At 44.5% G+C, this 24,315-nt stretch carries 23 protein-coding genes and 2 riboswitches; of the genes, 13 read left to right on the plus strand and 10 right to left on the minus strand.

Going from position 1 to position 24,315, the window contains the following annotated elements; genetic code table 11:
• Positions 1–318: 318 nt before the first annotated feature.
• Positions 319–867 (minus strand): DNA-directed RNA polymerase subunit delta, encoded by a 549-nt coding sequence (gene rpoE, locus CA600_RS23340; protein WP_094873249.1) that lies wholly within the window; start codon positions 865–867, stop codon positions 319–321.
• Positions 868–1,325: 458 nt separating this feature from the next.
• Between rpoE and CA600_RS23345 the strand changes: the two genes are divergently transcribed.
• On the plus strand, positions 1,326–2,495 hold the full coding sequence (locus tag CA600_RS23345; protein WP_094873251.1) for a S8 family peptidase: 1,170 nt from the start codon (positions 1,326–1,328) through the stop codon (positions 2,493–2,495).
• Between the two features lie 126 nt (positions 2,496–2,621).
• On the opposite strand, the gene argS is transcribed toward CA600_RS23345, so the two are convergent.
• The 3 genes from argS to CA600_RS23360 all read right to left on the minus strand — a co-directional run bounded on the left by argS (position 2,622) and on the right by CA600_RS23360 (position 6,257).
• The gene (gene argS / locus CA600_RS23350) at positions 2,622–4,307 is read right to left on the minus strand and encodes an arginine--tRNA ligase (protein WP_076121339.1); all 1,686 of its coding nucleotides are present in this window, start codon (positions 4,305–4,307) and stop codon (positions 2,622–2,624) included.
• A complete protein-coding gene (locus tag CA600_RS23355) occupies positions 4,304–4,747 on the minus strand; it encodes a DUF1934 domain-containing protein (protein WP_094873252.1) in 444 nt (147 codons plus the stop codon). The genes argS and CA600_RS23355 overlap by 4 nt, the downstream gene beginning before the upstream one ends.
• A 325-nt stretch (positions 4,748–5,072) precedes the next feature.
• Entirely contained in the window at positions 5,073–6,257 is a 1,185-nt protein-coding gene (locus tag CA600_RS23360; protein WP_094873253.1) for a hypothetical protein, read from the minus strand.
• 224 nt (positions 6,258–6,481) lie between these two features.
• Between CA600_RS23360 and CA600_RS23365 the strand changes: the two genes are divergently transcribed.
• Both CA600_RS23365 and CA600_RS23370 read left to right on the plus strand, forming a co-directional pair.
• Positions 6,482–8,542, plus strand: coding sequence for a transglycosylase domain-containing protein (locus CA600_RS23365; RefSeq protein ID WP_094873255.1), 2,061 nt, complete (start codon positions 6,482–6,484; stop codon positions 8,540–8,542).
• A 202-nt stretch (positions 8,543–8,744) separates the two neighbouring features.
• Positions 8,745–9,218 carry an AbrB/MazE/SpoVT family DNA-binding domain-containing protein gene (locus CA600_RS23370; RefSeq protein ID WP_094873257.1) on the plus strand — a complete coding sequence of 158 codons (474 nt, stop codon included), beginning with the start codon at positions 8,745–8,747 and terminating at the stop codon, positions 9,216–9,218.
• A 101-nt stretch (positions 9,219–9,319) separates the two neighbouring features.
• On the opposite strand, the gene CA600_RS23375 is transcribed toward CA600_RS23370, so the two are convergent.
• Entirely contained in the window at positions 9,320–9,826 is a 507-nt protein-coding gene (locus CA600_RS23375) for a YwhD family protein (RefSeq protein WP_094873258.1), read from the minus strand.
• 103 nt (positions 9,827–9,929) lie between these two features.
• On the opposite strand from CA600_RS23375, the gene CA600_RS23380 reads away from it, so the two are divergent.
• From CA600_RS23380 to CA600_RS23405, 6 genes are all read left to right on the plus strand, one after another.
• Complete coding sequence (locus CA600_RS23380; RefSeq protein WP_094873260.1) at positions 9,930–11,936, plus strand: M1 family metallopeptidase; 2,007 nt, start codon at positions 9,930–9,932, stop codon at positions 11,934–11,936.
• An 11-nt stretch (positions 11,937–11,947) separates the two neighbouring features.
• Entirely contained in the window at positions 11,948–12,778 is an 831-nt protein-coding gene (locus tag CA600_RS23385) for a hypothetical protein (protein WP_143812191.1), read from the plus strand.
• A gap of 213 nt (positions 12,779–12,991) precedes the next feature.
• Positions 12,992–13,129, plus strand: a riboswitch (cyclic di-AMP (ydaO/yuaA leader).
• Positions 13,130–13,182: 53 nt separating this feature from the next.
• The gene (locus tag CA600_RS23390; protein ID WP_042131746.1) at positions 13,183–13,611 is read left to right on the plus strand and encodes a C40 family peptidase; all 429 of its coding nucleotides are present in this window, start codon (positions 13,183–13,185) and stop codon (positions 13,609–13,611) included.
• A 359-nt stretch (positions 13,612–13,970) separates the two neighbouring features.
• A riboswitch (cyclic di-AMP (ydaO/yuaA leader) is annotated at positions 13,971–14,112 on the plus strand.
• A gap of 5 nt (positions 14,113–14,117) precedes the next feature.
• Complete coding sequence (locus CA600_RS23395; RefSeq protein WP_094873263.1) at positions 14,118–14,609, plus strand: C40 family peptidase; 492 nt, start codon at positions 14,118–14,120, stop codon at positions 14,607–14,609.
• Between the two features lie 202 nt (positions 14,610–14,811).
• Positions 14,812–15,297 (plus strand): GNAT family N-acetyltransferase, encoded by a 486-nt coding sequence (locus CA600_RS23400; RefSeq protein WP_094873265.1) that lies wholly within the window; start codon positions 14,812–14,814, stop codon positions 15,295–15,297.
• Positions 15,298–15,424: 127 nt separating this feature from the next.
• Positions 15,425–15,781 carry a c-type cytochrome gene (locus tag CA600_RS23405; RefSeq protein WP_094873267.1) on the plus strand — a complete coding sequence of 119 codons (357 nt, stop codon included), beginning with the start codon at positions 15,425–15,427 and terminating at the stop codon, positions 15,779–15,781.
• Positions 15,782–15,863: 82 nt separating this feature from the next.
• Here the strand turns inward: CA600_RS23405 and CA600_RS23410 are convergent, their stop codons facing one another.
• The gene (locus tag CA600_RS23410) at positions 15,864–16,151 is read right to left on the minus strand and encodes a 4a-hydroxytetrahydrobiopterin dehydratase (protein WP_042123209.1); all 288 of its coding nucleotides are present in this window, start codon (positions 16,149–16,151) and stop codon (positions 15,864–15,866) included.
• Between the two features lie 228 nt (positions 16,152–16,379).
• Positions 16,380–16,673: a hypothetical protein gene (locus tag CA600_RS23415; protein ID WP_042131745.1), complete on the minus strand. Its 294-nt coding sequence runs from the start codon at positions 16,671–16,673 to the stop codon at positions 16,380–16,382.
• 206 nt (positions 16,674–16,879) lie between these two features.
• Between CA600_RS23415 and motA the strand changes: the two genes are divergently transcribed.
• Together motA and motB are read left to right on the plus strand one after the other, a co-directional pair.
• Positions 16,880–17,683 carry a flagellar motor stator protein MotA gene (gene motA, locus CA600_RS23420; RefSeq protein ID WP_094873268.1) on the plus strand — a complete coding sequence of 268 codons (804 nt, stop codon included), beginning with the start codon at positions 16,880–16,882 and terminating at the stop codon, positions 17,681–17,683.
• Positions 17,667–18,485 carry a flagellar motor protein MotB gene (motB, locus tag CA600_RS23425; RefSeq protein WP_094873270.1) on the plus strand — a complete coding sequence of 273 codons (819 nt, stop codon included), beginning with the start codon at positions 17,667–17,669 and terminating at the stop codon, positions 18,483–18,485. The genes motA and motB overlap by 17 nt, the downstream gene beginning before the upstream one ends.
• Positions 18,486–18,586: 101 nt before the next feature.
• Here the strand turns inward: motB and rluF are convergent, their stop codons facing one another.
• Entirely contained in the window at positions 18,587–19,288 is a 702-nt protein-coding gene (rluF, locus tag CA600_RS23430; RefSeq protein WP_094873285.1) for a 23S rRNA pseudouridine(2604) synthase RluF, read from the minus strand.
• Entirely contained in the window at positions 19,278–21,605 is a 2,328-nt protein-coding gene (locus CA600_RS23435; protein ID WP_094873271.1) for a sensor histidine kinase, read from the minus strand. The genes rluF and CA600_RS23435 overlap by 11 nt, the downstream gene beginning before the upstream one ends.
• Before the next feature lie 387 nt (positions 21,606–21,992).
• Here CA600_RS23435 and tadA point away from each other — a divergent pair, with 387 nt between their 5' ends.
• Positions 21,993–22,478, plus strand: coding sequence for a tRNA adenosine(34) deaminase TadA (tadA, locus tag CA600_RS23440; RefSeq protein WP_256989982.1), 486 nt, complete (start codon positions 21,993–21,995; stop codon positions 22,476–22,478).
• A 1-nt stretch (position 22,479) separates the two neighbouring features.
• Positions 22,480–23,049 carry a GNAT family N-acetyltransferase gene (locus tag CA600_RS23445; protein ID WP_094873274.1) on the plus strand — a complete coding sequence of 190 codons (570 nt, stop codon included), beginning with the start codon at positions 22,480–22,482 and terminating at the stop codon, positions 23,047–23,049.
• A 110-nt stretch (positions 23,050–23,159) separates the two neighbouring features.
• Here CA600_RS23445 and CA600_RS23450 read toward each other — a convergent pair whose 3' ends face one another.
• Complete coding sequence (locus CA600_RS23450) at positions 23,160–24,251, minus strand: hypothetical protein (RefSeq protein ID WP_094873276.1); 1,092 nt, start codon at positions 24,249–24,251, stop codon at positions 23,160–23,162.
• Positions 24,252–24,315 lie beyond the last annotated feature (64 nt).

Raw genomic sequence — 24,315 nt, forward strand, 5'->3', positions numbered from 1 at the left:
CCTCCTAAATAAAGTCCAGACATAAAAGCGGCGCATGGTGTTTATCGTAACCCGTTTTACTATCATCAAAACAGGGGAAATCAAAAGTTTGATTCACCGGGGAAAACATAAAGCGTCGTCCCGCAAATTACATAAAACTACAGCTACTTTGCATCTAAAAAAACAAAAAAGTGACACCCGTAGAACCGGGGCACTTTTTATTTTAAAAAACGCGTTTATTAACTTACATGATAAGCCCATGCAATAGTTTACTCTGACGTTCCCCCACTGTCAAGGGAGGAATTATACCATCAGCAAGACGCTTTGAAATTATTTATCTTACTTGTCAGCTTCGGCATCTTCATCTGAGTCATCTTCTGCATCGTCTTCATCTGAGTCATCTTCGTCTATGTCATCTTCATCGATCACGACATCTTCGTCGACTTCTTCTTCGCTGTCGTCGTCGGAATAGAGGTCGTCGCGATCTTCATCGATAGCGTCGAAATCCTCTTCTTCAGCAGCGTAGTTTTCTTCTTCTTCAGCAAAGTCGTCATCTTCCAAATCATCGTCTTCATCGTTGATAATACGCACGCGTTTGGTGTTACCAACCGGATCATCAGAGCGCTCTAGAGGATACCAGCGTTTCAATCCCCAAAGGTTGGTTCCGACACAGGCAAAACGCCCATCAATGTTAATCTCGGTATATAACTGGGCAATAGTATCTTGGCTTTGTTGATCGGTCATACCGCGCAACTTGGCTACCTCGACCATCAGATCACGGTAATAATACGGTGTATTGGCTGCCTTAAGCACTAGAAAGGCCAAATCCACCATCGGCATTTCTTTAACTTTCTCAGGGTCTAGCTTTAAATTGAGTGGCGTACTCACTAAAGGACACTTCCTCTCACGCATTGTTCACATTACGGTTTATTTCAATAATATCCATTAACAAAACTAAGTAAAACCTATTTGACAACAAATTGCAAGTCAAAAGCGGTAACAGCGAACAGAAAGAGCCCTCAGGCTGTTATCCTTAGCAGAAACCTGTCTCCATCTTGAAGAAGATTAAACCTAAAACATATGTACCCGTGTGAAACTTATAATTCCTTTTAATTAAAAAAAGGCGGAGGAAACCCTCCGCTCATGACTGTATCCACGCCAAGGATCGGCTCCTTACGTGATGTTACAAAGAGAGTGTTAATCTCTTCTGTCTATTTTATGTAAAGCGCCGTCTTTTGACACGATGGGCAGCCCATTTCGTTAAAAAAGGGCAAGTTCCCATTCGGACCCCCTCTTCCACTCATACAATATGGCAGCAGGGCACCGAGGAGGGGACAGCGAAACCTATGGACTATTACAATTTTTGGAACATGCTTCTTGAAGAAATATCGGTTGCCCCCAACAATGGTGAGCGGCGTATTCTTACCTTCAATGATCCCCGCCAGTATGCCGGAGCATTTACACAATGGAAGGCGCTGAAAGCGAAGCAGCCTGAGCTGCGGCAAGTGCAGGTATCTCCGTTGATTCGGGCCTTTTTTGTGCCTGCTGCCGGAGCCAGAAAACTAATGAACCGCTTTGCAGATCTCCTAAATGTCGAAGAGGATCTACAAATACAAATCCATTCTATAGCTAACGAAAAGAGCGGAACCGCAACACTCCCTTGGGGGGTGAAAGCCATTCATGCTCCTCAGGCATGGTCCAAGTCAACCGGAGTCCACGTCAAAATCGGCGTAATCGACACAGGCGCTGATTACCGCCATCCTGATCTGAAGCATTCCTTAGCCGCTGGGGTAAATCTACTACACCGCGGAATGTTACCGCTGGATGATAATGGACACGGGACTCACATCGCCGGCACCCTAGCTGCGGCAGGAGGAACACGAGGTATGATGGGAGTGGCTCCGCGAGCGCTGCTATATCCAGTAAAGGCCTTTGATCATAGCGGATCCGCCTATGTGTCGGACATTGTACTGGGTATCGATTGGTGCGTACAGAACAAAATTGATATCATCAATATGAGTTTCGGAATGAAAACTCGAAGCAAAGCGCTTCACAATGTGGTGATTAAAGCGTACCGAGCCGGAATCGCTATCATTGCCTCCTCCGGGAATGACGGCAAACGTGGCGGGGACTATCCGGCACGTTATCCTGAGACGATTGCCGTGGGCGCCATCGATAAAAGACATCGTGTTGCCAGCTTCAGCAACCGCGGTTCTTATATCGATGTATACGGCCCCGGCGAAGGTGTGTCCTCCTGCTGGCTGAAGGAGGGCTATAAAGAGATGAGCGGCACCTCCATGGCAACCTCGCATGTCACGGGAGCCGCTGCACTGCTGCTCGCGGTGCGACCGGGGCTCTCCCCAAGGGAGCTGAAGCTGCTCTTGCGCCGCACCGCGTCCCCGGTGCGGCTGCGCAAGGGGCAGCGACGCACATCTCTTGGCGGCGGCGCTGCCGATGCACTACGCCTGCTGAAAGCAGGAGTGAGGGCCAAGCGGTCGGTCTCCGCGAACGTATAGAACCTGCCCGGGCACCGGGTGGGTCACTCTGACGTGAGCGCAGCTTGTGCCGGTGCGAAGAACGGCACAAAGTAAAATCCGCCCCCGGGGAACCGGAAGGCGGATTTTTTGTCGTTTGATGTTGAATTACATGCGGTCCGGTGCAGAAACACCGACAAGACGCAGGACATTAGCAATCGTAGTACGCGCAGCACCAAGCAGTGCAAGACGTGCCACGGTTTGAGCGGCATCCTCAGTGATTACACGTTCAGCTTTGTAATAACTGTGGAACATCGCAGCCAGCTCATATACATAACGGATGAGGCGATGTGGAGCATAACCTTCAGCGGCAACAGCAATTTCTGCTGGTAGCTCACCAATTTTGCGCAGCAGATCATATTCATGCACTGCTGTCAGCTTGGAGAAGTCAATCTCAGCGTAATCAGGAATGGAGATCCCTTGCTCCTCTGCCTGACGGAAGATGCTGCAGATACGCGCATGCGCATATTGAACGTAGAATACAGGGTTCTCATTAGAAGTAGAGATCGCCAAGTCCATATCGAAATCGAGATGGGAATCCATGCTACGCATGGTGAAGAAATAACGAATCGCATCGATTCCTACTTCCTCCATCAAATCTTCCATCGTGACCGCTTTGCCGGTACGTTTCGACATTTTAACCTTTTCACCATTCTGGAACAGGCTGACCATCTGAGCAATCAGAACCACTAGCTTCTCAGGATCATTGCCAAGTGCTGACATCGCCGCTTTCATCCGCGGAATATAGCCATGATGATCCGCACCCCAAATGTTAATCATTTTATCGTAACCGCGGCCATACTTATCGCTGTGATAAGCAATGTCCGGTGTAAGGTAGGTGTATGTGCCATCGTTCTTAATCAGAACGCGGTCTTTATCATCGCCATACTTAGTCGTTTGCAGCCAGGTTGCCCCATCCTGCTCATAAACTTCTCCACGATCACGAAGCTCGTCCAGTGAGCGCAACACTTCTCCGTTCTCGTACAGCGAAGTCTCACTGAACCAGATATCGAAGTTTACGCGGAATAGTCCCAGATCACGTTTAATTTTATCGAGCTCTTTATTCAGTCCATAAGTCCGGAAAAAAGCTGCGCGGTCACTTGGGCTCATTTCGAGTAGTGTATCACCCTTTTCAGCCACAAGCTCTTTAGCAAATCCCTTAATGTCCTCGCCATGGTAACCGTCTTCAGGCATTTCTGCTTCTTGACCCAGCTCCTGCAGGTAACGAGTTTCAATGGATTTGCACAGGTTGACCACTTGGTTACCGGCATCATTAATATAATATTCCCGTGTCACCTGATAGCCTGCATAATCGAGTACGTTGCAAAGCGCATCGCCGACAGCAGCACCACGTGCATGTCCTAAATGAAGGCTGCCCGTTGGATTGGCGCTGACGAATTCCATTTCAACCTTCTGACCTTGACCGATGTTAATACGGCCATAATCATCGCCCTGCTCGGCAACAAGGCTGATAATTGGGTACAAATAATTCTTGGACAACGTAAAGTTAATAAAGCCTGGTCCGGCAATCTCAGCTTTTTCAATAGAAGCGCTGCTAGTATCCAAATGTTCTATAATTGCCTCGGCAATCTGGCGCGGGTTACGTTTTGCGATTTTGGTCAGCTGCATAGCAGCGTTCGTAGCCAAATCACCGTGTGCCTTATCTCTTGGTACTTCCAGTACGATATCCGGAACCTCTTCCGGTGCAACAATTCCTGCATTCACAATTGCATCGGCAATGGCTTCTTTTACCCGTTCATTCACTAGCTCCAACGGATTCTTTCTCTGTGTCATAATTTCGGTTCCTCCTGTATATGCAAACTAATAGCAAACTTTCCTGACAATTCCTCGTATACGTACAAATCATATTCCCATGAAACCTTTAGGGAGCGCCCTTCGCGCACCACGTCCAGCTTGTTCGTTTCTGTTGAAAGATTAAACTGTGTATATGGCGAACGATAGAATCCCGGCAAACGCCGTCCGGATTGAAAGCTCTGTTCCGACTGTATCCCACCGTGGCGGATTAGTTTTAGCTGATTGCCTGCAATCTTTATGGTTGTACGAACAGAAATTTCCTCTCCTCGAGGGCCTTGCTCTAACTCTTCATATTGAATATATAGATGCGGTCCTTTGGATACTACCTCTCCATTCGCTTTCATAACATTCCGCTGACCATCTTGAAGGCTCACGAGCGTAATAGAGACATCATATTTGTTAGACTGTAGTTCGGGCATCACACGTTCCTCCATTCTGCAAGCCTCTGCATTCTGCATAAGAAAAACGCCTGTCGTAAAACTTAAACATTTTTATATTCATTCAAAGGCCTATTCGCTTTCCCATTGTACACTATATCCAGTCCAAAGAAGCATTTCAATCTCAGAATCCATTAGTTCTAGCTTAGCTCATAAAATTTTACCATATCAATGGATAAAAGCACACTTGGAACATGTAGTAAAACTGTACACAAGTGCAACCAACTTCATAATCACAAAAAAACGGTTCCCTTAGGAACCGTTTAGAAAACTAAAAGCTATGCTCACTACTTTTACTAAACACGGATTACAAGGACAAAATTTTCAACGAAAATCTAAGTTGCCAAGAAGCGCCGCCATCTTTAGTTACATATAACGATGAATAATCGCGTTCGCGAACGGCTAGCCAGCCTTCTTTATTACTAGTGAACGAGATTACCCCTTCATACCCAGCAATCGCCGGAAGATTAGCCCACTGCTTGCCACCGTTATATGTGCGTCCTACCGCTACTTTCTCTGCTGCGTCGGAATAACCCACCAAGAAGGTTGTATTGTTCCCTATCAGCTCCATATTTCCCGGTCTGCCAGCCGCAGGCCCTTTATTCACTACAGCTTTTCCACTACCCGGAGCAGGCCCCCCGCCAGCAGTTTCCTGTGCGATCACTCTATTCCAGCTTTTCCCCTTATTCGTACTTGTATATAGGGAATATGAGGTTTGACTCATTCCTGAGCCGCCAAAAAGAACCACATCAACTTGATCTCCCTTTGCAGTGATTTGCCCATACTCTGGATCGGTAAAGGCTACCTTTAAAGATTGACTCCAAGTTTTCCCACCATCTGTGGTCTTCATTACCCGGTAGCCGGTTGCCGGCATTGTTACAACGGCCCAGCCGGTATTACGATCACTGAAATAAGCACCGCGTGTATTGGATGGGGTTGAAATCTTACTCCAGCTAAGTCCCCCGTCCTTGGTGTAATACGTTGATGCCCTGTTATACCCGAAACCAATCCTACTGTCGATAAAATCGATTCTTTCAAAGCTAACTGGTTTATTCGAAAGTCTTTTCCATTCTGAGCCGCCATTAGAGGTGCTGATTAAATATCGGGCTTGACCGTCTTCTACAGAAGCAAGGGCAAAACCATGCACGTTATCGGGAAAATCAATCTGTTTAAAGCTCCATTGGCCTTCATAAATTTCTTGAAAATTGCAGCCTCCATTAGAAGTGCCAATCATAAATCCATTGCCTGCTGCCCGTCCGATATCTCCATTCAAAAACTGAACATCAGAAAAGGTAAGCGGTGTGGATACGTCTCCTGAGTGCTTGTTTTGCAGAGACTGTAGTAGCCCATGATCTCCAGTGCCGCAGGCCGCAGGCGTGACCGATGCCGCAGCATGTACAGAAGAAGCTGATGCACCCCACCCTGAAACCATTATTAGCGTCGCCGAAAGGGCGGTTATTGTCGTTCTGTGAATCTTTCTCGTCCAGTTCATAGTGACACCTCCTAATGTATATATACCCTTGCTTTCAATCTCTACTCTTTTATACCTCCTGAAGCACGCATGATCCACCATTGAATAGTCACAAAATGGAAACAGTTTGTCATCTCCTATTTAAATCTCCTCCGGCGATAGTCCCTTTAACAGATCACCTAGTTATACAATGAATATCCTTCCAGTTCCTTTCCCATAATACAAAGAGAAGGGAGTCTGGTACCATGTCACGTGAATCAACGAGTCCACCCAAACGAAAAAGCCGCTTCCGCCGTTTATTCCGGCTGCTGGTAGCCATGATTATATTGTTTCTACTGACTACGGGAGCTCTGCTCGGTTACCTATATCAAAAAGATCTCCCCCCCATTGGTGACGATGTGCGCTCCAAGCTACTCGATTCCAGGGGTAATATTCTTGCCACCTTTACCTCAGACGGACGTAGCCGTGAACCGGTCAAATTAAGTCAAATTTCTCCCCTGCTCATTGAAGCCACATTAGCCGTCGAGGACCGTAAGTTTTACGAGCATTCCGGATTTGATATGAAGGGAATGGCTCGGGCCGTGCTCGTCAATCTGGAAGAGGGAAACCGAACGCAAGGGGCTAGCACGCTAACTCAGCAGCTCGCGAGAAATCTTTATCTATCCCACGAGAAGACATGGACGCGCAAAGCTAAAGAAGCCTTGTATACGATGCAGCTCGAGATGAAATACAGCAAAGATGAAATCTTGAACATGTATTTAAATAACATCTACTATGGTCATGGTGCCTATGGCATTGAAGCAGCCTCTCAAATGTATTTTGGTAAATCTGCAGCGGATTTAGACTTGGCTGAGAGTACCATGCTAGCTGGAATCCCAAAAGGACCAACCAATTATTCGCCTTACAATCATTTAGACAACGCTAAAAAACGCCAAAAAATTATTTTGACTGTCATGACCAATTTAGGAGAAATCACACAAGAAGAAGCAGGAAAGGCTGTTCTGGAGAACTTGAACTTAAAACCACAAGGCCAGAAGGATACCACTGTGGTTGCACCTTATTTCAGAGATTATATCCGCAATCTGGCCACAGAATCTCTTCACATCAGCAGTGATGAGCTGGAACAAGGGGGGCTAAATGTGTACACTACCCTTGACCCTGACATGCAGCATGCCGCAGAACAAGCAGTCGACAAAGAGATGGATCAAAAGAGTGATCTGGAGACTGCTCTTGTTTCCATTGATCCTCGCACTGGTTACATTAAAGCTATGGTCGGCGGGAAAAATTATCGTACCAACCAATACAATCATGCTCTAGCCACCACACGTCAGCCTGGCTCATCCTTTAAGCCGATCATGTATTTAGCAGCACTCTCTTCTAAAGAGATGACTGGTCTTTCCGTTTTCAAAAGCCAGCCAACGATGTTCCATTATGATAACAATCGCAAAACCTACCAGCCTCGGAACTTCGGGGATAAGTATCTGGGCGAAATCAATATGCGACAAGCCATTGCAGCATCCGACAATATCTATGCTGTGAATACGATCATGAAGATCGGCGCGGATAAGGTGAGCGAGATGGCAGCCAAGATGGGCATTGACAGTCCGCTTCAAAGCGTGCCGTCACTGGCACTCGGCACCTCACCGATCAGTCCGCTAGAAATGGCTGCGGCATTCGCTGTTATTGGAAACAGTGGTCAAAAAATGCCAACCACAGCCATTCTAAAAATAACGGATTCTAATGGAATGGTGCTGTATGAAGCACCACAGCCAAAGGGTGAAGCCATTGTAGAGCCTTCTGCCGCCTATGTATTGACCCGTTTAATGGAGGGGGTATTTGAGACAGGGGGGACAGGAAATCGCGTAGCTTCTATAATCAAACGTCCGGTAGCCGGCAAGACTGGAACTACGGATACAGACGGCTGGATGGTAGGCTTCACCCCCGAGCTATCCACTGCAGTTTGGGTTGGATATGATAAGGGGCGCGATATCACAACTACCGACGGTCGACGGGCAGCTCCAATTTTCGCGGAGTTTACTGAAAAAGCGTTGGAAAATATCCCGCCTAAGATTTTTCCCATTCCAGATGGCGTAATCAGTGTATACATCAATCCGCAGTCCGGTAAGCTCGCTACAGCAGCCTGTCCCGAAAAAGAACTGGAGACTTTCATTAGCGGAACTGAGCCCACCGAATACTGTGATCAACACGGCAAAGGGCCCGCTGAAGATGATGTACAAAGCAAAGTAGATCCTGCTGAAGAAAGTCGTTCCCTGTGGAACAATATTAAACGCTGGTGGTTGAATTAACCTCTTCATTCATTGAAGAGGTTTTTCTTTTTTATTACTTATTTATTGTAGAATCCATAGGATGGCCAAACTCGATTTTCACTTCTCCCGCAAAGGATGTAACCGCTTCATTAATTATATTCACCCCATTCTCTTAACTCACAATTACTGCTATAATAGTTAGTAGCAACCAAAATATAAAGATGTAAATGAGGGACATGGGATGAAGGATACAGGCATGATCCGGAGTTTAGACAGTCTTGGGAGAATTGTGGTTCCCGCAGAAATCCGTATGACTCGTAATATCGACATTGGTGATCCTATCGAATTTTTTATACTAAACGATAACACCATCATACTCAGGAAGTACACCTCGACAGAATGTACGTTTTGCAGAAGCCACGACCATGTCACCTACTATAAAGAGCAATTTATTTGCAGTAGCTGTCTAAAAGAAATTGCCGACCCTGAACGCATGTCTCAAGTGCCTGAGACACGCCAAGATTTTGCAAGCGAAGTGTCAGAGCACAGCAGCACGATCCGGAAGACGAAGACAGAGGATATGTGCCAACGCCTGGAGCGGGCCATAGAAGAACATCCATATGCCAATCAGAAAGAGCTTGCTGAAATTCTTGGGATCAGTCAAGCCAGAGTAAGTCAACTCAAACGCAAACTTAGTACGGCAGGCAAATCGTAAACTAATTCATTGTGTTCAATTCAAAAAAGCTTCGACTCTCCTATTTCAGGATGTCGAAGCCTTTTTTCTGTATCAGGTAACCTTGACCGGGTAATTCGTTCCTACTCAGTCAGTGCAGCCTTAAGCTCATCAGAGGACGCAGTCCACCATGTCTCATTATGAGAGATCAAGAGGGATTTTAGGGCGTTTTTTTCAACTGCGCCAAGTCCTCCCACATCGATTTTGCGTTTTAGAGCAGCATCCAACTTATTGACATGCTCGGCGAGAATTTTCCAACCGCGACGCGCTTCCGTATCGATCCACATTTCGCAGGCCGTTATTCCACCATAAAATTGACTATCCTGTGTACGATCCACGGCTACCCATACCACCCAAACCTGTCTACCATTAGGTACATCTTCACGGTTCATGGAGAATTTAATTCCCTTTTCAACCTTACTCTTGGCATGCATGGCACCAATATCAATGACTGCTTCACCGCCATCAATAATGACAGGTGATACGTTATTGAGCTCTATAGAGCCTGCTCCAAAGCCTTTATGTTTACTTTTGGCATTCACAATATTTAAGGCAATCTGTTTCTTGCCCTCCGGTTGTATGTTGTCCACGAGTGCACACCCTTCCTCTTACGAATAATTTAATTTTAGCTAATAATGCGGCGATTGCAAACATATACATCCCGTAGATGCTTGTCACGGGAGGAATCACACTATGAAGTCACTGTCATTAAGGTACATCATCATCTTTGCGACCCTGGCCACCCTCGTGCTTTTAGGAGGCATATGGGTCAATTCGGGGGATAACTCTACATCTTCTGTTACTAGCTTTGTTTCAAAAGAGGCCAAGTCCTCAAGCGGCACAGCTCCTGCAGCTGCACCACAGCAGACACTGCCTGATAGCGCCCCCGTTCCAGCAGAAGAGGCATTAAGTCAACGAGTTGTCGAGTATCACATCGATGTTCAGCTTGTTCCTGATACAGAAACCTTAATTGCTTCTGAGACGGTAACCTGGACACACCCCGGTGTAAAACCGGTAAGTGATCTATATTTTCATATGTATCCTAATGCTTTTTCTTCACCAGATACTACCTTTATGAAGGAGTCCGGAGGAACGCTCCGAAGTGACACCATGCCAGAGAACGGCTTCGGAAATATGACTTTAACCGATTTGCGCACAACAGAAGGAACTTCTCTAATGCAAAGAGTGCAATTTGTACAGCCCGATGATGGTAACGTCAACGATAAGACACTCCTAAAGGTACATCTCCCACAGCCGGTTAATGGTGGAGAAAGTGTCACGCTTAAACTCCGGTACGAGGTCCAGCTCCCCAAAATATTTGCCCGTATGGGCGCATCAGGCAATTTCGTGATGGCTGGGCAATGGTTCCCTAAACTTAGTGTATACGAGCCTATGGGCACACGTGGAGTTAAGGAGGAAGGCTGGGATTTGCATCAGTATCACGGCACCTCTGAGTTTTACAGCGATTTTGGCATCTTTAATGTAACGATTGCGGTTCCTTCCGACTACACGGTAGCTGCGACCGGATTTCCTGTGAAGAGTGCCAAGCTAAAGCAAGATCAAAAAATATATCAGTTCTACGCTGACGATGTCCATGACTTTGCTTGGGCGGCATCTCCTGATTTTACAGTAGCCGAAGAAGCCTTCTCTACGCCAGAAGTGCCTGGTGTACGGATTAAGGTGTATCTCGATCCATTACACAAAGACTTAAAGGAACGATACCTTCAGGCCGCTAAGGCTGCTCTGACCTACTTCAGCAAATGGTATGGTCCTTATCCCTACTCGACGCTATCTATTGTCGTTCCGCCTAAGGAGGGCAATGGAGCTGGAGGAATGGAGTATCCAACACTCGTTACAGCGTTTGGAGCGACAGACTCTTCTCCTGACACCTCACTTGAAAGAACCGTCGTTCATGAGATTGGCCATCAATACTTCTACGGTATGGTTGCCAGCAATGAATTCGAGGAGGCTTGGTTAGACGAAAGCTTTACTTCTTATGCTGAAGACAGACTCATGGAGCAAGAATATGGCATCAAAACGAATCTCCCTCTTCAGTCCAGCCTGGTGACCAAATCAGAGCCGCTAAATTTAGAGACATGGAAATACGCCGGGGCAGAATCCTATAGCCGGAATGTGTATATTCGCGGAAAGCTAGTACTCAAGGATATTGAACGCCAAGTAGGCACTAAAGCAATGAACAGCATCATGTCCACTTACGCACGTAAATTCCGTTTCCAGCACCCCACTACATCTGATTTTCAAAAAGTCGTTGAGAAGATAACCAAAAAATCATGGCAGCCTTATTTCGAAGATTATATTTATGGTGGTGGTGCTCCTGATTTCTCAGTAGATACGATTACGATTAAAAAGAATGGCAACAGCGATGCTCAGAGCTATGAATCCATAGTAAAGATTACAAACAAAGGGAGCCATTATGTTGACGTTCCCATTAAATTCACATTCGACGATGGCTCTGCGACAGAGCGGGTCTGGAGCGGTGAAGGGGCAGAGACTACATTCCAATTGTTAAGCGATAAGCTTCTCCTCTCTGCTGAGGTTGATCCTGAGCATACCGTTCTTTTAGAAAGCAAACATCTGAACAACTTCAGACTGGCGGAAATAGAGCCCAAAACACTCTCCCGCTGGACATTAAGTGTAACTAAACTAGTTGAAACCGTGCTCGGAACTCTTGTCTGGTGAGGTGAATGATTGTGAGAACATCGATAACCCGCGGCTGGCAAAGCATGAAGGAGCAATTTTATATTCTGATTCTGCTCTTCATCTACCGACTGCTCTGGGGCTACTTTATGTACGGCTTCATCCGGTCTGCTATCGTTCCTATTCTGCTGCGCTATCCAGATAAAGACGCTGGAGGCAGCGGAATGGGCAGACTACTCTATTATGTCGAAGGACAGTTCAGCTTGAACACAGATCCTGCGATACGTACTTGGTTATGGATGTTCCTAGGACTTGTTGTCTTTCGACTTCTGCTCTCCCCCTTCATAAGGTCAGGATTACTGCATGAACTCCATCAGGAGCGAAAAGGAGAGCGTGGCCTGTTCTTTTTTCCCGGTATGAAGCTTTATGGATTTCCTGTGTTTATCTTCAGTCTAATCGAATGGGTGCTCGCACTACTTCCGTTATACTGGCTCGCTCCAAAAATGTACGGGCTATTCTTGTCCTCATTTCTGAACTACTCTTTGTTACTTCATCTAATTCCATACGTATTGGCATGGCTTATATACATCTTTATCGTACGCCTGTTCCTTCTATATATGCAGTTTGGTTATACCAGCGGCACGGGGATGTTCTCCTCCCTATTCATTTGCTTGAAGTCGCTGATTCCAGCAATAGGCATTTCAATCCTACTTGGTGCAGCAGGTCTGGTCCTTTTGCTAATATGCGGACTAACGGGTCTCTTCTGCCCTGGCCTACCGGCGCTGATTATCCGTCAAATCTCACCCCTGCCTTCTACACTCTTCAAAATGTGGGGAATCTCAGCACAATATCATCTATGGCTCAGTAAAGCATTCCCACAATAATTCAAGGTCTTACAGCACATAATATAAGAGTCCCGGTTCCTTAATCTGGAGCCGGGACTCTTTCGCGTTATAGAAAATTATGTCGATTTGCAAAATCATAAAGACTTTGTTACAATAAGTCCTGTTCCATTGGTAACAAGTTTGTAATCATTTGAAACGATTTCTACATAACTTCATGTATTTATCGTAGTTTTGTCGATAAGTCACTATCTGGTGCATAAAACGCCGAATTCCTGGCACCAGGAAGTGGGGGAACCATATTTTGGGTGAATTGATCTCGCTTTGCAGGGATCATAGGGAAACTTCTACCGAATCCTTAAGCTAACCTCACAGGCATTGGAAGGGGTACAATTTTTTTGAAGAATTTAAGAAAAGCATGCGTCGCTGCGGCGCTAGGACTTGTGATGGCGTTCTCTATTGGTGGAGGAAGTGCCTTTGCAGATTCTAAGATGGACAGTGTTATTTCAAAGACAATTGGAGTTGCCTATAAAACCGGAGGCACTAGCACTGCCGGGTTTGACTGTTCTGGATTTACTACGTATGTATTCAAGAAGGTGGGTCTTTCTTTGCCCCGTACTTCAAAAGCTCAATATAATGTTGGAACTCCTGTAGCCAAAAGCAAGTTGCGTTCAGGTGACCTAGTTTTCTTTAACACATTGGGCAACGGCGTATCCCATGTCGGCATTTATGTTGGAAACGGAAAATTCGCACAATCATCATCTTCATATGGCGTAACCATCACTTCACTTAGCCAGTCCTACTGGGCCAATCGCTACGTTGGTGCTAAAAGAGTAATGAGTACTTCCTCATATCAAGCTGTAGCCTACGATTAATACTTCGCCACAACTAAACCACACAATTACATTATATAGGACCTGGGTTTGATTATTGACTTAATCGAATCCAGGTTTTCTTTTGCCTCATTATATTCTTTACACCTCTAGAACAGACTTTAAACACTTTTATTTGATAAAAATTTCAATAAATATAAAAATTAGTTTAATATTATCGCTTACATATGCATTTTGTCTTTAAAAAAACGAATTTTTCTGCATGATTATGTTAAAAACGATTGCCAAGCGGCACTCTGTTTGTTACAATAACTGCAGTAAGATTTTAGTAACATTTTTGTAATCATTAAGTTGTTATTTACAAAGGTTTTGTCATGTATTGATTACAAGCTATTCCTAATCAACAGTATCAGCCGAGTTTCCTGACTATTAGGAAAACGGGGGAACCAACTTTGGGTGAATTGACCTCCATTTTTAGAGGGGTCATAGGGGACCTTCAACCGAACCCTTAAGCTAACCTCGTAGGCATCCGGAAGGGGTATAAACTTTTGAAGAAGAAGCTAGCAGCAGCAGTACTTAGCTTTTCCATTATTTTCACCATTGGAGCAGGAAGCGCTTTCGCGGATTCCAAAATGGATAAAGTGATCGACAAGACCATCGGAACTAAGTACGTATCCGGCGGCATCTCCACAAATGGATTTGATTGCTCCGGATTTACAATGTATGTATTTGATAAAATTGGTATTAACCTACCACACCAATCAGGTTCCCAGTTTCAAATGGGTACTGCTATCTCCCAAGATGATTTAAGATCTGGAGATCTTGTATTCTTCAATACAAGTGGCAAGGGTGTCTCCCATGTCGGTATTTATGTCGGTGAAGGCAAGTTTGCACACGCATCTTCCTCACGCGGTGTAACGATTAGCTCCCTGAGTGATAGCTACTACGTGAAACGCTACATCGGTGCTAAACGCATTATGAGCACGGATGCTTATCATTCTGTTGCTTCTGAGACAGAAGATAATGATGATGTTCAATAAGTAAATCGTACATAGGCTCTTTTCCAAGATGTTGATTCTTGGGGAAGAGCTTGTTTTTTGTCTTATTTAGTATTTACCCCTCTCAGAATTTGTAAAACAATAATCTCATAAATTTCTGAGTCGACCAAGCCTATTTTTGTATATAATTAGTATACTTTCTTATATTTTAAAGTAACCCCCGTGAAAGGAGGTCCTTAACCTTATGATAAATTCCTCTGTTACTTTTCATGTAGCGCCTATGGAGACCAGTCACGCGGAAGAGATTTGCAACTGGGATTACACTGCCCCTTATAATATTTACGGCTGGATGCCATGGGAGCAAATGCAGGCTCTTGGAATCGAGTTCGGTGACCCTCAGCTACGTAATGAGCAATATGTCTCCATATTAAATGGGCAAGGGATTTTGTGTGGATTCGCGCAGTTGTTTCCAATGGAAGGTGTTGTTCGCTTGGGGATTGGCATGCGCCCTGATCTATGCGGCCAAGGTCTAGGCAAAACATTCATGGATGCAATCGTGCAAGCAGCCTTAATTCGTTATCCTGAGCGTGAGATTGATCTAGAGGTATTGACCTGGAACCAGCGGGCGATCCGAACTTACCAAAAGTGTGGATTTACGATTACCGATACGTATGAGCGCCTAACCCCCACAGGAAACAAACCTTTTTATTGCATGGTCTATGACAAATAATATTAAATTCCATATTTTTCAATGATTTGATGGCATTGTCGTTCATTTTTTTGTCACAAACCCTATGATAACGCTTCACCTTGAGCTATAATGTAGGGAGCAGCTTACATAGAAGGGACGAACTGGGATGCAGAAATGGATCATGAGCGGTTTGTTTTTTGCCGCCTGTGCCTTTGCGGTAGTACTTATGTTTACACTTCCAGGTAAAGAAGAGGTAGCTGAACAGAATAAGCCGACGATGCCGGAAGTCCAATTGGATGCGGCAAAGGCGGAAGCAACCGTGAAAGCCAGCTGTATTACCTGTCACGGCGATCAGCTTCAAGGTGGAGTTGGACCCAGTCTTCAAAATGAAGGCGGTCAACATGATGCTGAAGCAATCTACAGTATTGTAACTAAAGGACGCGGTCAAATGCCTTCCTTTAAAGAAAAGCTAGCCCCTGAGGAGATTGCAAACGTCGCCCTCTGGCTCGCAGAGAAAAAGTAACTACCAAAGCAACTAAAAACGCCCGTGCCTGAAGATAGTTCACTATCTGCGCACGGGCGTTTATTTATGAGTTTGGGTGACACTAACGATTTTTCTCAAAGGCTTCATTAAATTCATGTGCCTCTCGAATATCTAGAGCTGTAATACCGTCTTCCTCATTTGATTTCAGCCGTAAAGTCACTGTCTTATAATCAATTGTAATATGTGGATGGTGATCAAAGGCTTCTGAAATGGTGGCTACTTCATCAACGAAAGCAATACCCTTCATATATTGACTGAACATATATTTTCGCACCATGGTATTCTCTTCCAGCTTCCAACCTTCCAGCTTGCTGATCTGCTCACGCAGTTCTTCTTCCGTAAATAACAATTCATTTCCTCCCTTACTAAAAATTGCAGTAAAATCCGCAGGTCCCATTACTCGTCTTATTCGTTAAACAAAACATCCCTTAGCTTCTGAGGTCCAAGGGATGTGCCAGGATAAAGGCAATATTTTCGATTAAATGTATTCAAGAATCCCAGCGATTATAACTCGGCTACACCAATTTTAACACGGGCTACTAACTACGGGCAAATTACGCCCCGTCGCCCCCTCTTCTTAAATCAAAACAACAGAGGCTAAATCCTCTTCTCCGACTAAAATATTAATGCGGTGCGTGTCCTTATCATAAATGATAACGCCGCTCCCCACCTCAATCATAGGTTCATTACCCAGCGCGAAGAAAAGATCCTCAGCCAGTGCCTCCCATACCTCCATCTTGGATTCCTGCGGCAATTCTTGCCACTCTTCCGGATCCATTTCAAAAAATAAGTACCCATCGGAAATTCTGCCGACAGCCTCAGTCAAATCCGTTAGGATTTCACCGTAATCTCTACCATGCTTTACACCCACATGTATCACTCCGTTTTCTCCACAGATGAATAATTACTTACCTTATCCATTATAGCCGAAAAAATGACTTCACAAAAAACGGAATGATGTCGATAAATAAGAATATACGTTATTCGGTTTCGCACAGAGTGCCTTGCCGCTGTTTCAAGGATGATATACGCGGCTTTGTCGGAACACATCTTATAATCTCATGGACGAGGTGCATAATGGAAATTTCAACAATACTTGGTTTAATTTTTGGTCTAGTTGCAGTTATTTGGGGTATGATCCTCAAGCACGCTCCTCTTCACGCTTTAGCCACACCTGCTGCTTACGTTATTATCTTAGTGGGTACGGCAGCTTCCATCTTTATGGCCTTTCCGTTCTCAGAGGTCAAGAAGATTCCAAGTCTGTTTAAAATGATTTTTGTCAAAAAGAAATTAATCAGTAAACCCGAATTAATTACTATGTTCATGGAGTGGGCTTCTATTACACGGCGTGAAGGTCTGCTGGCTCTTGAGTCGAAAGTCGATGAAATAGAAGATAACTTCCTCAGAAATGGCATGCGGATGATTATTGATGGAAATGATCAGGATTTTGTCCGCGATGTTCTTATGGAGGACATCCACGCCACAGAGGATAGACATAAAGCAGGCGCACTCATTTTCTCACAAGCAGGTATGTATGCTCCTACACTTGGCGTACTCGGGGCCGTTATCGGACTTATCGCCGCTCTGGCTGATATGAGTGATATGAACAAATTGGCTGCAGCAATCGGGGCTGCCTTCATCGCAACACTACTCGGTATCTTTACAGGTTACGTATTATGGCATCCTATTGCCAATAAGCTAAAACGACTTTCCAAACGCGAAATTGAAGTTCGAATGATGATGGTCGAAGGTCTTTTGTCCATACAATCCGGTGTATCCACTATTGCCATCAATCAGAAGCTTGCTGTCTTCCTAACACCTTCGGAACGAGCTAAGTTAAATGCTGAGAAGGAGAGTGGATCGGGTGAGCAAAAAGACTAGACGACACGAAGAGCATGAAGAACACGCCGATGAATCGTGGCTACTGCCTTATTCTGATCTTATGACCCTTCTGGTAGCCTTGTTCATCGTAATGTATTCTATGAGTGCAACGGATGCCAAAAAATTCGAAGAGATGAGTCAAGCCTTCAGTTCCGCTCTTAATGGCGGTACAGGTATTCTTGAAGAGCGGGCGGCAATGCCATCTAAGACTCAAGAGGATTTAGGAAAAAATGATCAAATGGATAAATCAGTAGCCAAGAAAACCGAACAAACAGAAATGGCTAAGCTGCGGCAAAAGGAACAAGAGGATTTAGAGAAGCTTAAAAAGCAGTTTGATCAATATATCAGCAAGAACGGTCTAACCGATCTTCTCAGTACTAAGCTCAATCAGTCTCAGCTTATGATTACGATAAGCGATAACGCGTTGTTCGCTTCCGGACAGGCTGTAGTTAAAGATGATTCTCGGCAATTAGCAAAGTCCATCTCAACTATGCTGCAGCAATTCCCGGATTATGATGTTGTCGTGCAAGGGCATACTGATAATATCCCTATCTCTAATAGCGACTATTCTTCCAACTGGGACCTGAGCGCCGATCGCGCCCTTCAGTTCATGAAGATCTTGCTAACAAATACGAACCTGAATCCACGGAAATTCAGTGCGATTGGATACGGAGAATACCACCCGATTTCTGAAAATACTACAGCTGTTGGAAGAAGTAAGAACCGCCGGGTTGAAGTATCCATTATTCGTAAATATCAAGAAACCAAAGAGTTCTCAGGTATAGCTCCTACTGATGAATAATGGTTTCCTTAACACAAAGCATAAAGAGCTGCCCCAAGGTCTTAGACCGATGGAGCAGCTCTTTTTTGACAAAATCTTATTCAAATCTAGGATCTTTTAAGCTATAGAAGTTGGTAGTTCAATGTAGCCCCAAGTTCTTGCTTCTCTTCAGCAGACAACTCACGCCATTCTCCTGTTTGTAATGCCCCTAGACGAATATTCATAATCCGAATGCGTTGCAGCTTTCTAACCTCGTAGCCAAAAGCGCTACACATACGGCGGATCTGCCGATTCTTACCCTCCGTCAAAATAATACGGAATACACGCTCTGTAATACGAGTAACCTCACAAGGTAGCGTCTTTTCACCCAATATCTTTACGCCACTGGACATACCGGTAATAAATGATGGCGTGATCGGTCTGTCTACAGTAACAACATACTCTTTTTCATGCCGACCTTCAGCCCGTAAAATCTTATTAACGATATCCCCATCGTTGGTAAGCAGAATTAAGCCTTCTGAATCCTTATCGAGCCTCCCAATCGGGAAGATTCGCTCATGATGACCTACAAAATCAACAATATTACCCTTAATATGCTGTTCTGTAGTTGAAGTGATGCCCACTGGCTTGTTTAACGCAATGTAAACCGTCTGGCTTGATGTTTCAAGTGCAACACCATCTATTCTTACATCATCGCCTGGAACAGCCTGACTGCCAAGCACAGCAGGTTGTCCGTTGATCGTAACTCTACCACCTTCCACCAGCTTATCTGCTTCACGGCGTGAACAGTATCCTGTCTCACTGATGAATTTATTAATTCTCACGTTGTCCTTCACTCCGTTCATCCTTAATATTAAGCCAAGAGGTATCCGTACCAGCTGCAGGCAGCTTGATCATAACAGTTGTCCCTTGACCCACTTCACTTTGTATTTCCAAATGACCCTTATGAGCCTGAATAATACGTTGACTAATCATTAGCCCTAAGCCTGTTCCCGATTCCTTATTGGTGAAGAAGGGCTCACCCAGTTTAGGCAGCATATCCTTAGGAATTCCTTCGCCTTGATCTGAAATAAGAATGAAAACAGAATCCAGGGTATTTCTTAACTCCATTGAAATCACACCACCATCAGGCATGGCTTCAATAGCATTTTTGACGATGTTAATAAACACCTGCTTGAGCTGGTTCACTTCACAATGTACGGTAGATGGGTATTCTGAGAACGTAGTACTAAACTGAATCCCAAACAAATGAGCTTGACTGTCTAAAAGAGAAACCACGTCCCCAAGGATATCCCGTACATCTTTTTCCTGAAAATGAACAGCTTGAGGCTTGGCCAAAATCAAAAATTCACTTACGATCAGATTAATCCGCTCGAGCTCAGACAACATCAGTTCAATATGGAGGGGGACCAAAATCTGCTTTTCTTGTTGAAGCTGCAGAAATCCTTTTAGCGTTGTAAGTGGATTTCTGATCTCGTGTGCAACTCCAGCGGCTAATTGGCCTACTGTAGTCAGTTTCTCAGAGCGTCTAAGCAGTTCTTCCATACGGTTACGTTCCGTCATATCACGTGAGACGTGAATAAAGGAATGTGGATACCCGTCTTCATCACGAATCACTGAGGTACTAACACTAACTTCAACAATTGTTCCATCCCGTTTAAGTCTTACGGTTTCAATTGGTGGTAGAGCCGCACCACTCTTTAACGCATCAAGCCGCTCTTCCTCCTGCTTAAGCGCTGTCGCAGGCACAAGGTAAGGCTTATTCCCTAGCACCTCTTTGGCACTCCATCCATACAGTTCTTCGAAGGCTCTGTTCGTACTAGTAATTCGGCCGTCCATATCGATTGTATGTATCGCATCAGAGGTCCCATTAATGACGGATTCCAAATGTTCCTTAACTGCTCGGTTCTCTTCCAGTGTCTGTTTGAGCCGATTGGTGCGCTGCATGAGATGAGCTGTCATAGCGTTGATTCGTAGTGCCAATTGCCCTAACTCATCCCGGCTAGTTACCTTGAGTGGAGGCTCGAATTTCCCTTTGGCCACATCGTTCACTTTGGCAAGTATCGCCTGAATCGGACGAGTAACAAATCCAGACAGTATGTAACTGCATAACAAGAATAATGTAAGTAATAACAGAGATGTTGTCAGATTATTAATTAATTGTTCATGAACCACTGATGAAATTACGGAGTAATCCAATACGACTCCAATCACATAAGCCTTCAGTCCAGGAGATTCGATAGGGATATAGCTTTTGAGCACTCTTTCCCCATGTACCTTCATCTCAAGTGTAACCGGCTTCTGCTTCTCTTGAGCTAATAGAATCGCCGCTCTATCCCGCTCCAGATTACCATAAGTATAAGTACCATACTTAATGGGGCGGTTACCAAGATTCTTATTCAATGCGTCACTTCCGTCAGCCTTCATACTCGCCGAACCAAATGTCACTGGGTTAAATCCTGTGAGTTCTAAGATCCCTGGATTAGCTTCTTTGGTCAGCGCTGCAATTTGATCAGGATTGGTAATTTTGACATAGTCGCTGGCTGCATTATTGAGGATAACAGGGTTTATGATGTAGTTACTTGCTTCATCATGATAATATCCCCACTTCTCAATGAAATCGAGATTGTAGGTTGAATAATCAAATGGGCCTGACCAAAAATGGTCCAAGGCCTGCCCCTGACCCACGGATACCTCCTGATTATCGAACAACTCCAAAAAGGCCAGGTGCCAGTACCCCCAGTCCTTTGTGGACACCCCAATATCACCAGGCACCGAAGACCTTGCTATTACAATATCGTTATCAGTCTTTACCAGAATTGAAATATTAGACACGCCCACCTTGGAAGTTAGGACCTTAAGTTCTTCATTCGTGATATTCTTATAATCGGGATCCAGCTCCTCGGAGGCAAAGATAGCCGCCATCCTTAAATTATGCGCAATTTGATATTCTACATAGTTAGAGCTATAGTTACTTTGTTCTACAGAAACGGCCATTTGCATAGCGGTTAGTTGCATATTATTAATGCTTTCATTCCGTAGATTGTTTTGGGCGGCATAAAGGTTAAATGTCAGGTTCAGTGCTAAAATTAGCAACACCGCCCCAAAAATAATAGCAGATAGTTTTGTCTTTATGGACAAACTGTTTGTTCACCTCTTATCCACTGGTAAATCCTTGCGGGGCCTACAATAAACATCATACCTTTTGCCCTCACATTTGAAAAGACATTTCAATGAAGCGTTACAATTCAAGAAATATTGAAATTTAAAAGGTCTTTCTCTACAATATACAAATATAAATGCCTTCGGCGTCCTAATAAGAATGGGAAACGTCTAAGAAACCATCCACAACTTATGCACATATAAACATTTTATTATAAAACGATGTGTACAAAAATGTGCATAAGTAGGCGGTTATCCACAGAGTTATGCACATTTTGTTAAGAACGAATATTTGTTCGTTGTACAATGGATATAAAGGAAGGGAAGATGATCTTGAATATTAAAGCAGGTGAATCGCTAGATGATATGCGAGCGGTTCATGAACATTGGATGAGGCAGGCGATAGCAGAAGCCCGCAAAGCTGAAGCATTAGGGGAGGTTCCCATTGGGGCAGTGATCGTACGGCATGGTGAAATTATCGGACGCGGATACAATTTAAGAGAAACTACAATGGATTCTACAGCTCATGCAGAAATGGTTGCCATTCGTGAGGCCAGCAATGTCATGAACTCGTGGCGTCTATTGGATTGCCAGCTGTATGTTACTTTAGAGCCTTGTCCGATGTGTGCAGGAGCGATTGTACAATCAAGAGTACCACTCACTGTGTATGGCACGCCTGATCCTAAGGCTGGATGTGCTGGGACCCTCATGAATCTGTTAGAAGAACCGCGTTTTAACCATCGCACCGAAGTGATTCAGGGGATTTTACAAGAAGATTGTGCAGACCTACTAACCTCATTCTTTCGCCGTTTACGTCAAAAACCATCGAAGGAAGACAAAGGAGAGACCTGAAATGACCCTTACTTTATATCATACCTCACATGGCATCTATATTTCTCCACTAGAGCTAAAGGATACAGAGGACTTACTGGAGCTGCGTTTGAATAATCGGGTAACACATGAACCATTTGAACCACAACGCGATGAGCAATTCTACACTTTGGAGAGTCAACAACGGATCATTAATCAGCGTCTGGAGGATGCTCTGGAGGACAGAGCCTATATGTTCGGTGTCTATCTGCTTGATGGACAATTAATAGGTCAAATCACGCTGTCTAATGTCTCAAGAGGTGTAGCACAGTATGCTGATTTAGGCTATCTAATGGATCATCGGATGCAGGCAAAAGGTTACATGACCGCTGCAGTCGGATTAGTTCTAGGCTACGCTTTTCGAGCCTTAGGTCTTCATAGGGTTCAGGCAGCCGTCTTATTGCATAATGAGGCTTCTCGGAGGGTGCTGGAGAAGAGCGGATTTAAACCTGAAGGTATCGCCCGCCAGTATCTCAAAATAAACGGCCATTGGCAGGATCATCAAACCTACGCAATATTAGCCGAAGATATGCTGCCGGATGAACACAAATAACTTTCTACTGACCCGTTCAAGATTAATAATCTTATTGTTCTAATAAAAAAAGACCCGCATGGGCGTAAATCATACGCTGGCATGCGGGTCTTTCTCTCGTAACTTCTTAATTAATAAGTCCCCAAGCTACCGAATTGTTCCTCTAGTTGATCCATTGTAATTACATCATCACCTTGAGGAATGCCAATCTTAAACACTGGCTTCTCGTTAATCTTGTCATATTGACCTGTTCCGTTTATAGAGAAGGCTACGTTCGTACCATCTTCCGGATCATTTACTTTAATGTCCATCAATAAATCCTGATAAACAGCAAATCCGTCTTTATTGATCGCCGTATTGTAATGGAACTGATTGATCGTAAGATACTTATCAAGATCAGCCAAGCTCTTATCGAATTCAGTTCTAGTCTCACTCGATGTGATCTCTTCTTTAGCCTTAGCCAGATCCGCATCATTAATTTGCAGCATATCCTTGTACTCTTCCTTGCTCACAATATCAATGATTTTAGGCAGGGCATTATTCACGAAGATAGTGATTGCTTCTTTAACATTATCGTTCGTCACTTGGAACTGAACGACCTGTTTAGCTTCTACACCCTCTGGTAAATTTGCATCCTTTGGACTAAGCTCATTAAAATATTTTCCTTCATCATATTCCGCTAATACAGTGTCCATTACTTCATTAGAGAACTTTTGCATTTTCTGTGTATCAAGAGAGCTGGGATTAAACTCAGCACCCTCTTGCTCTGCCAACGCCTTTAGATCCACTTCTACAAATTTATTGACGATGGTCTCCGGAATCGGAAAGAACGGAATCGATGGAATCTTAACATACAGCTTCTCAGTGGTCATCACCATAGGGACATTGAAGCTCATGCTCATATCTCCCTTAAGATTCAGAACCATAGTTAGCTCTGTCTGCATTGGATCAGCCTGGTAAACACCGTCAATAGTTATATCAGCGTTCTTAAGCATGCTGAGTACCTGTGTGGTCATTGCAGCAGATTCAGCGTCAGCGGTCTCGATGGTTAGATCGTTGATCGAGAATTTACTCTTCATTTCATATGAAGACATCGCAGTCGCTTTTGTAGCGGCTGATTTTAAGGCCTCTTTTGGCGCCTCCTGTTTACTTCCACATCCCGGCAGAATTACCGCTGCTGTAAGCAACAGTGCCGCGGCGGATAAACCCCATTTTTTGTTCATTATTTTTCTCCTCTCCCATGTAAAAAAAATCTCCCCCCCTTATGATAAACTATTTGTAAAAATC

The sequence above is a fragment of the Paenibacillus sp. VTT E-133280 genome (genome assembly GCF_002264385.1).
Classification (GTDB): Bacteria; Bacillota; Bacilli; order Paenibacillales; family Paenibacillaceae; genus Paenibacillus_AQ; species Paenibacillus_AQ nitricinens.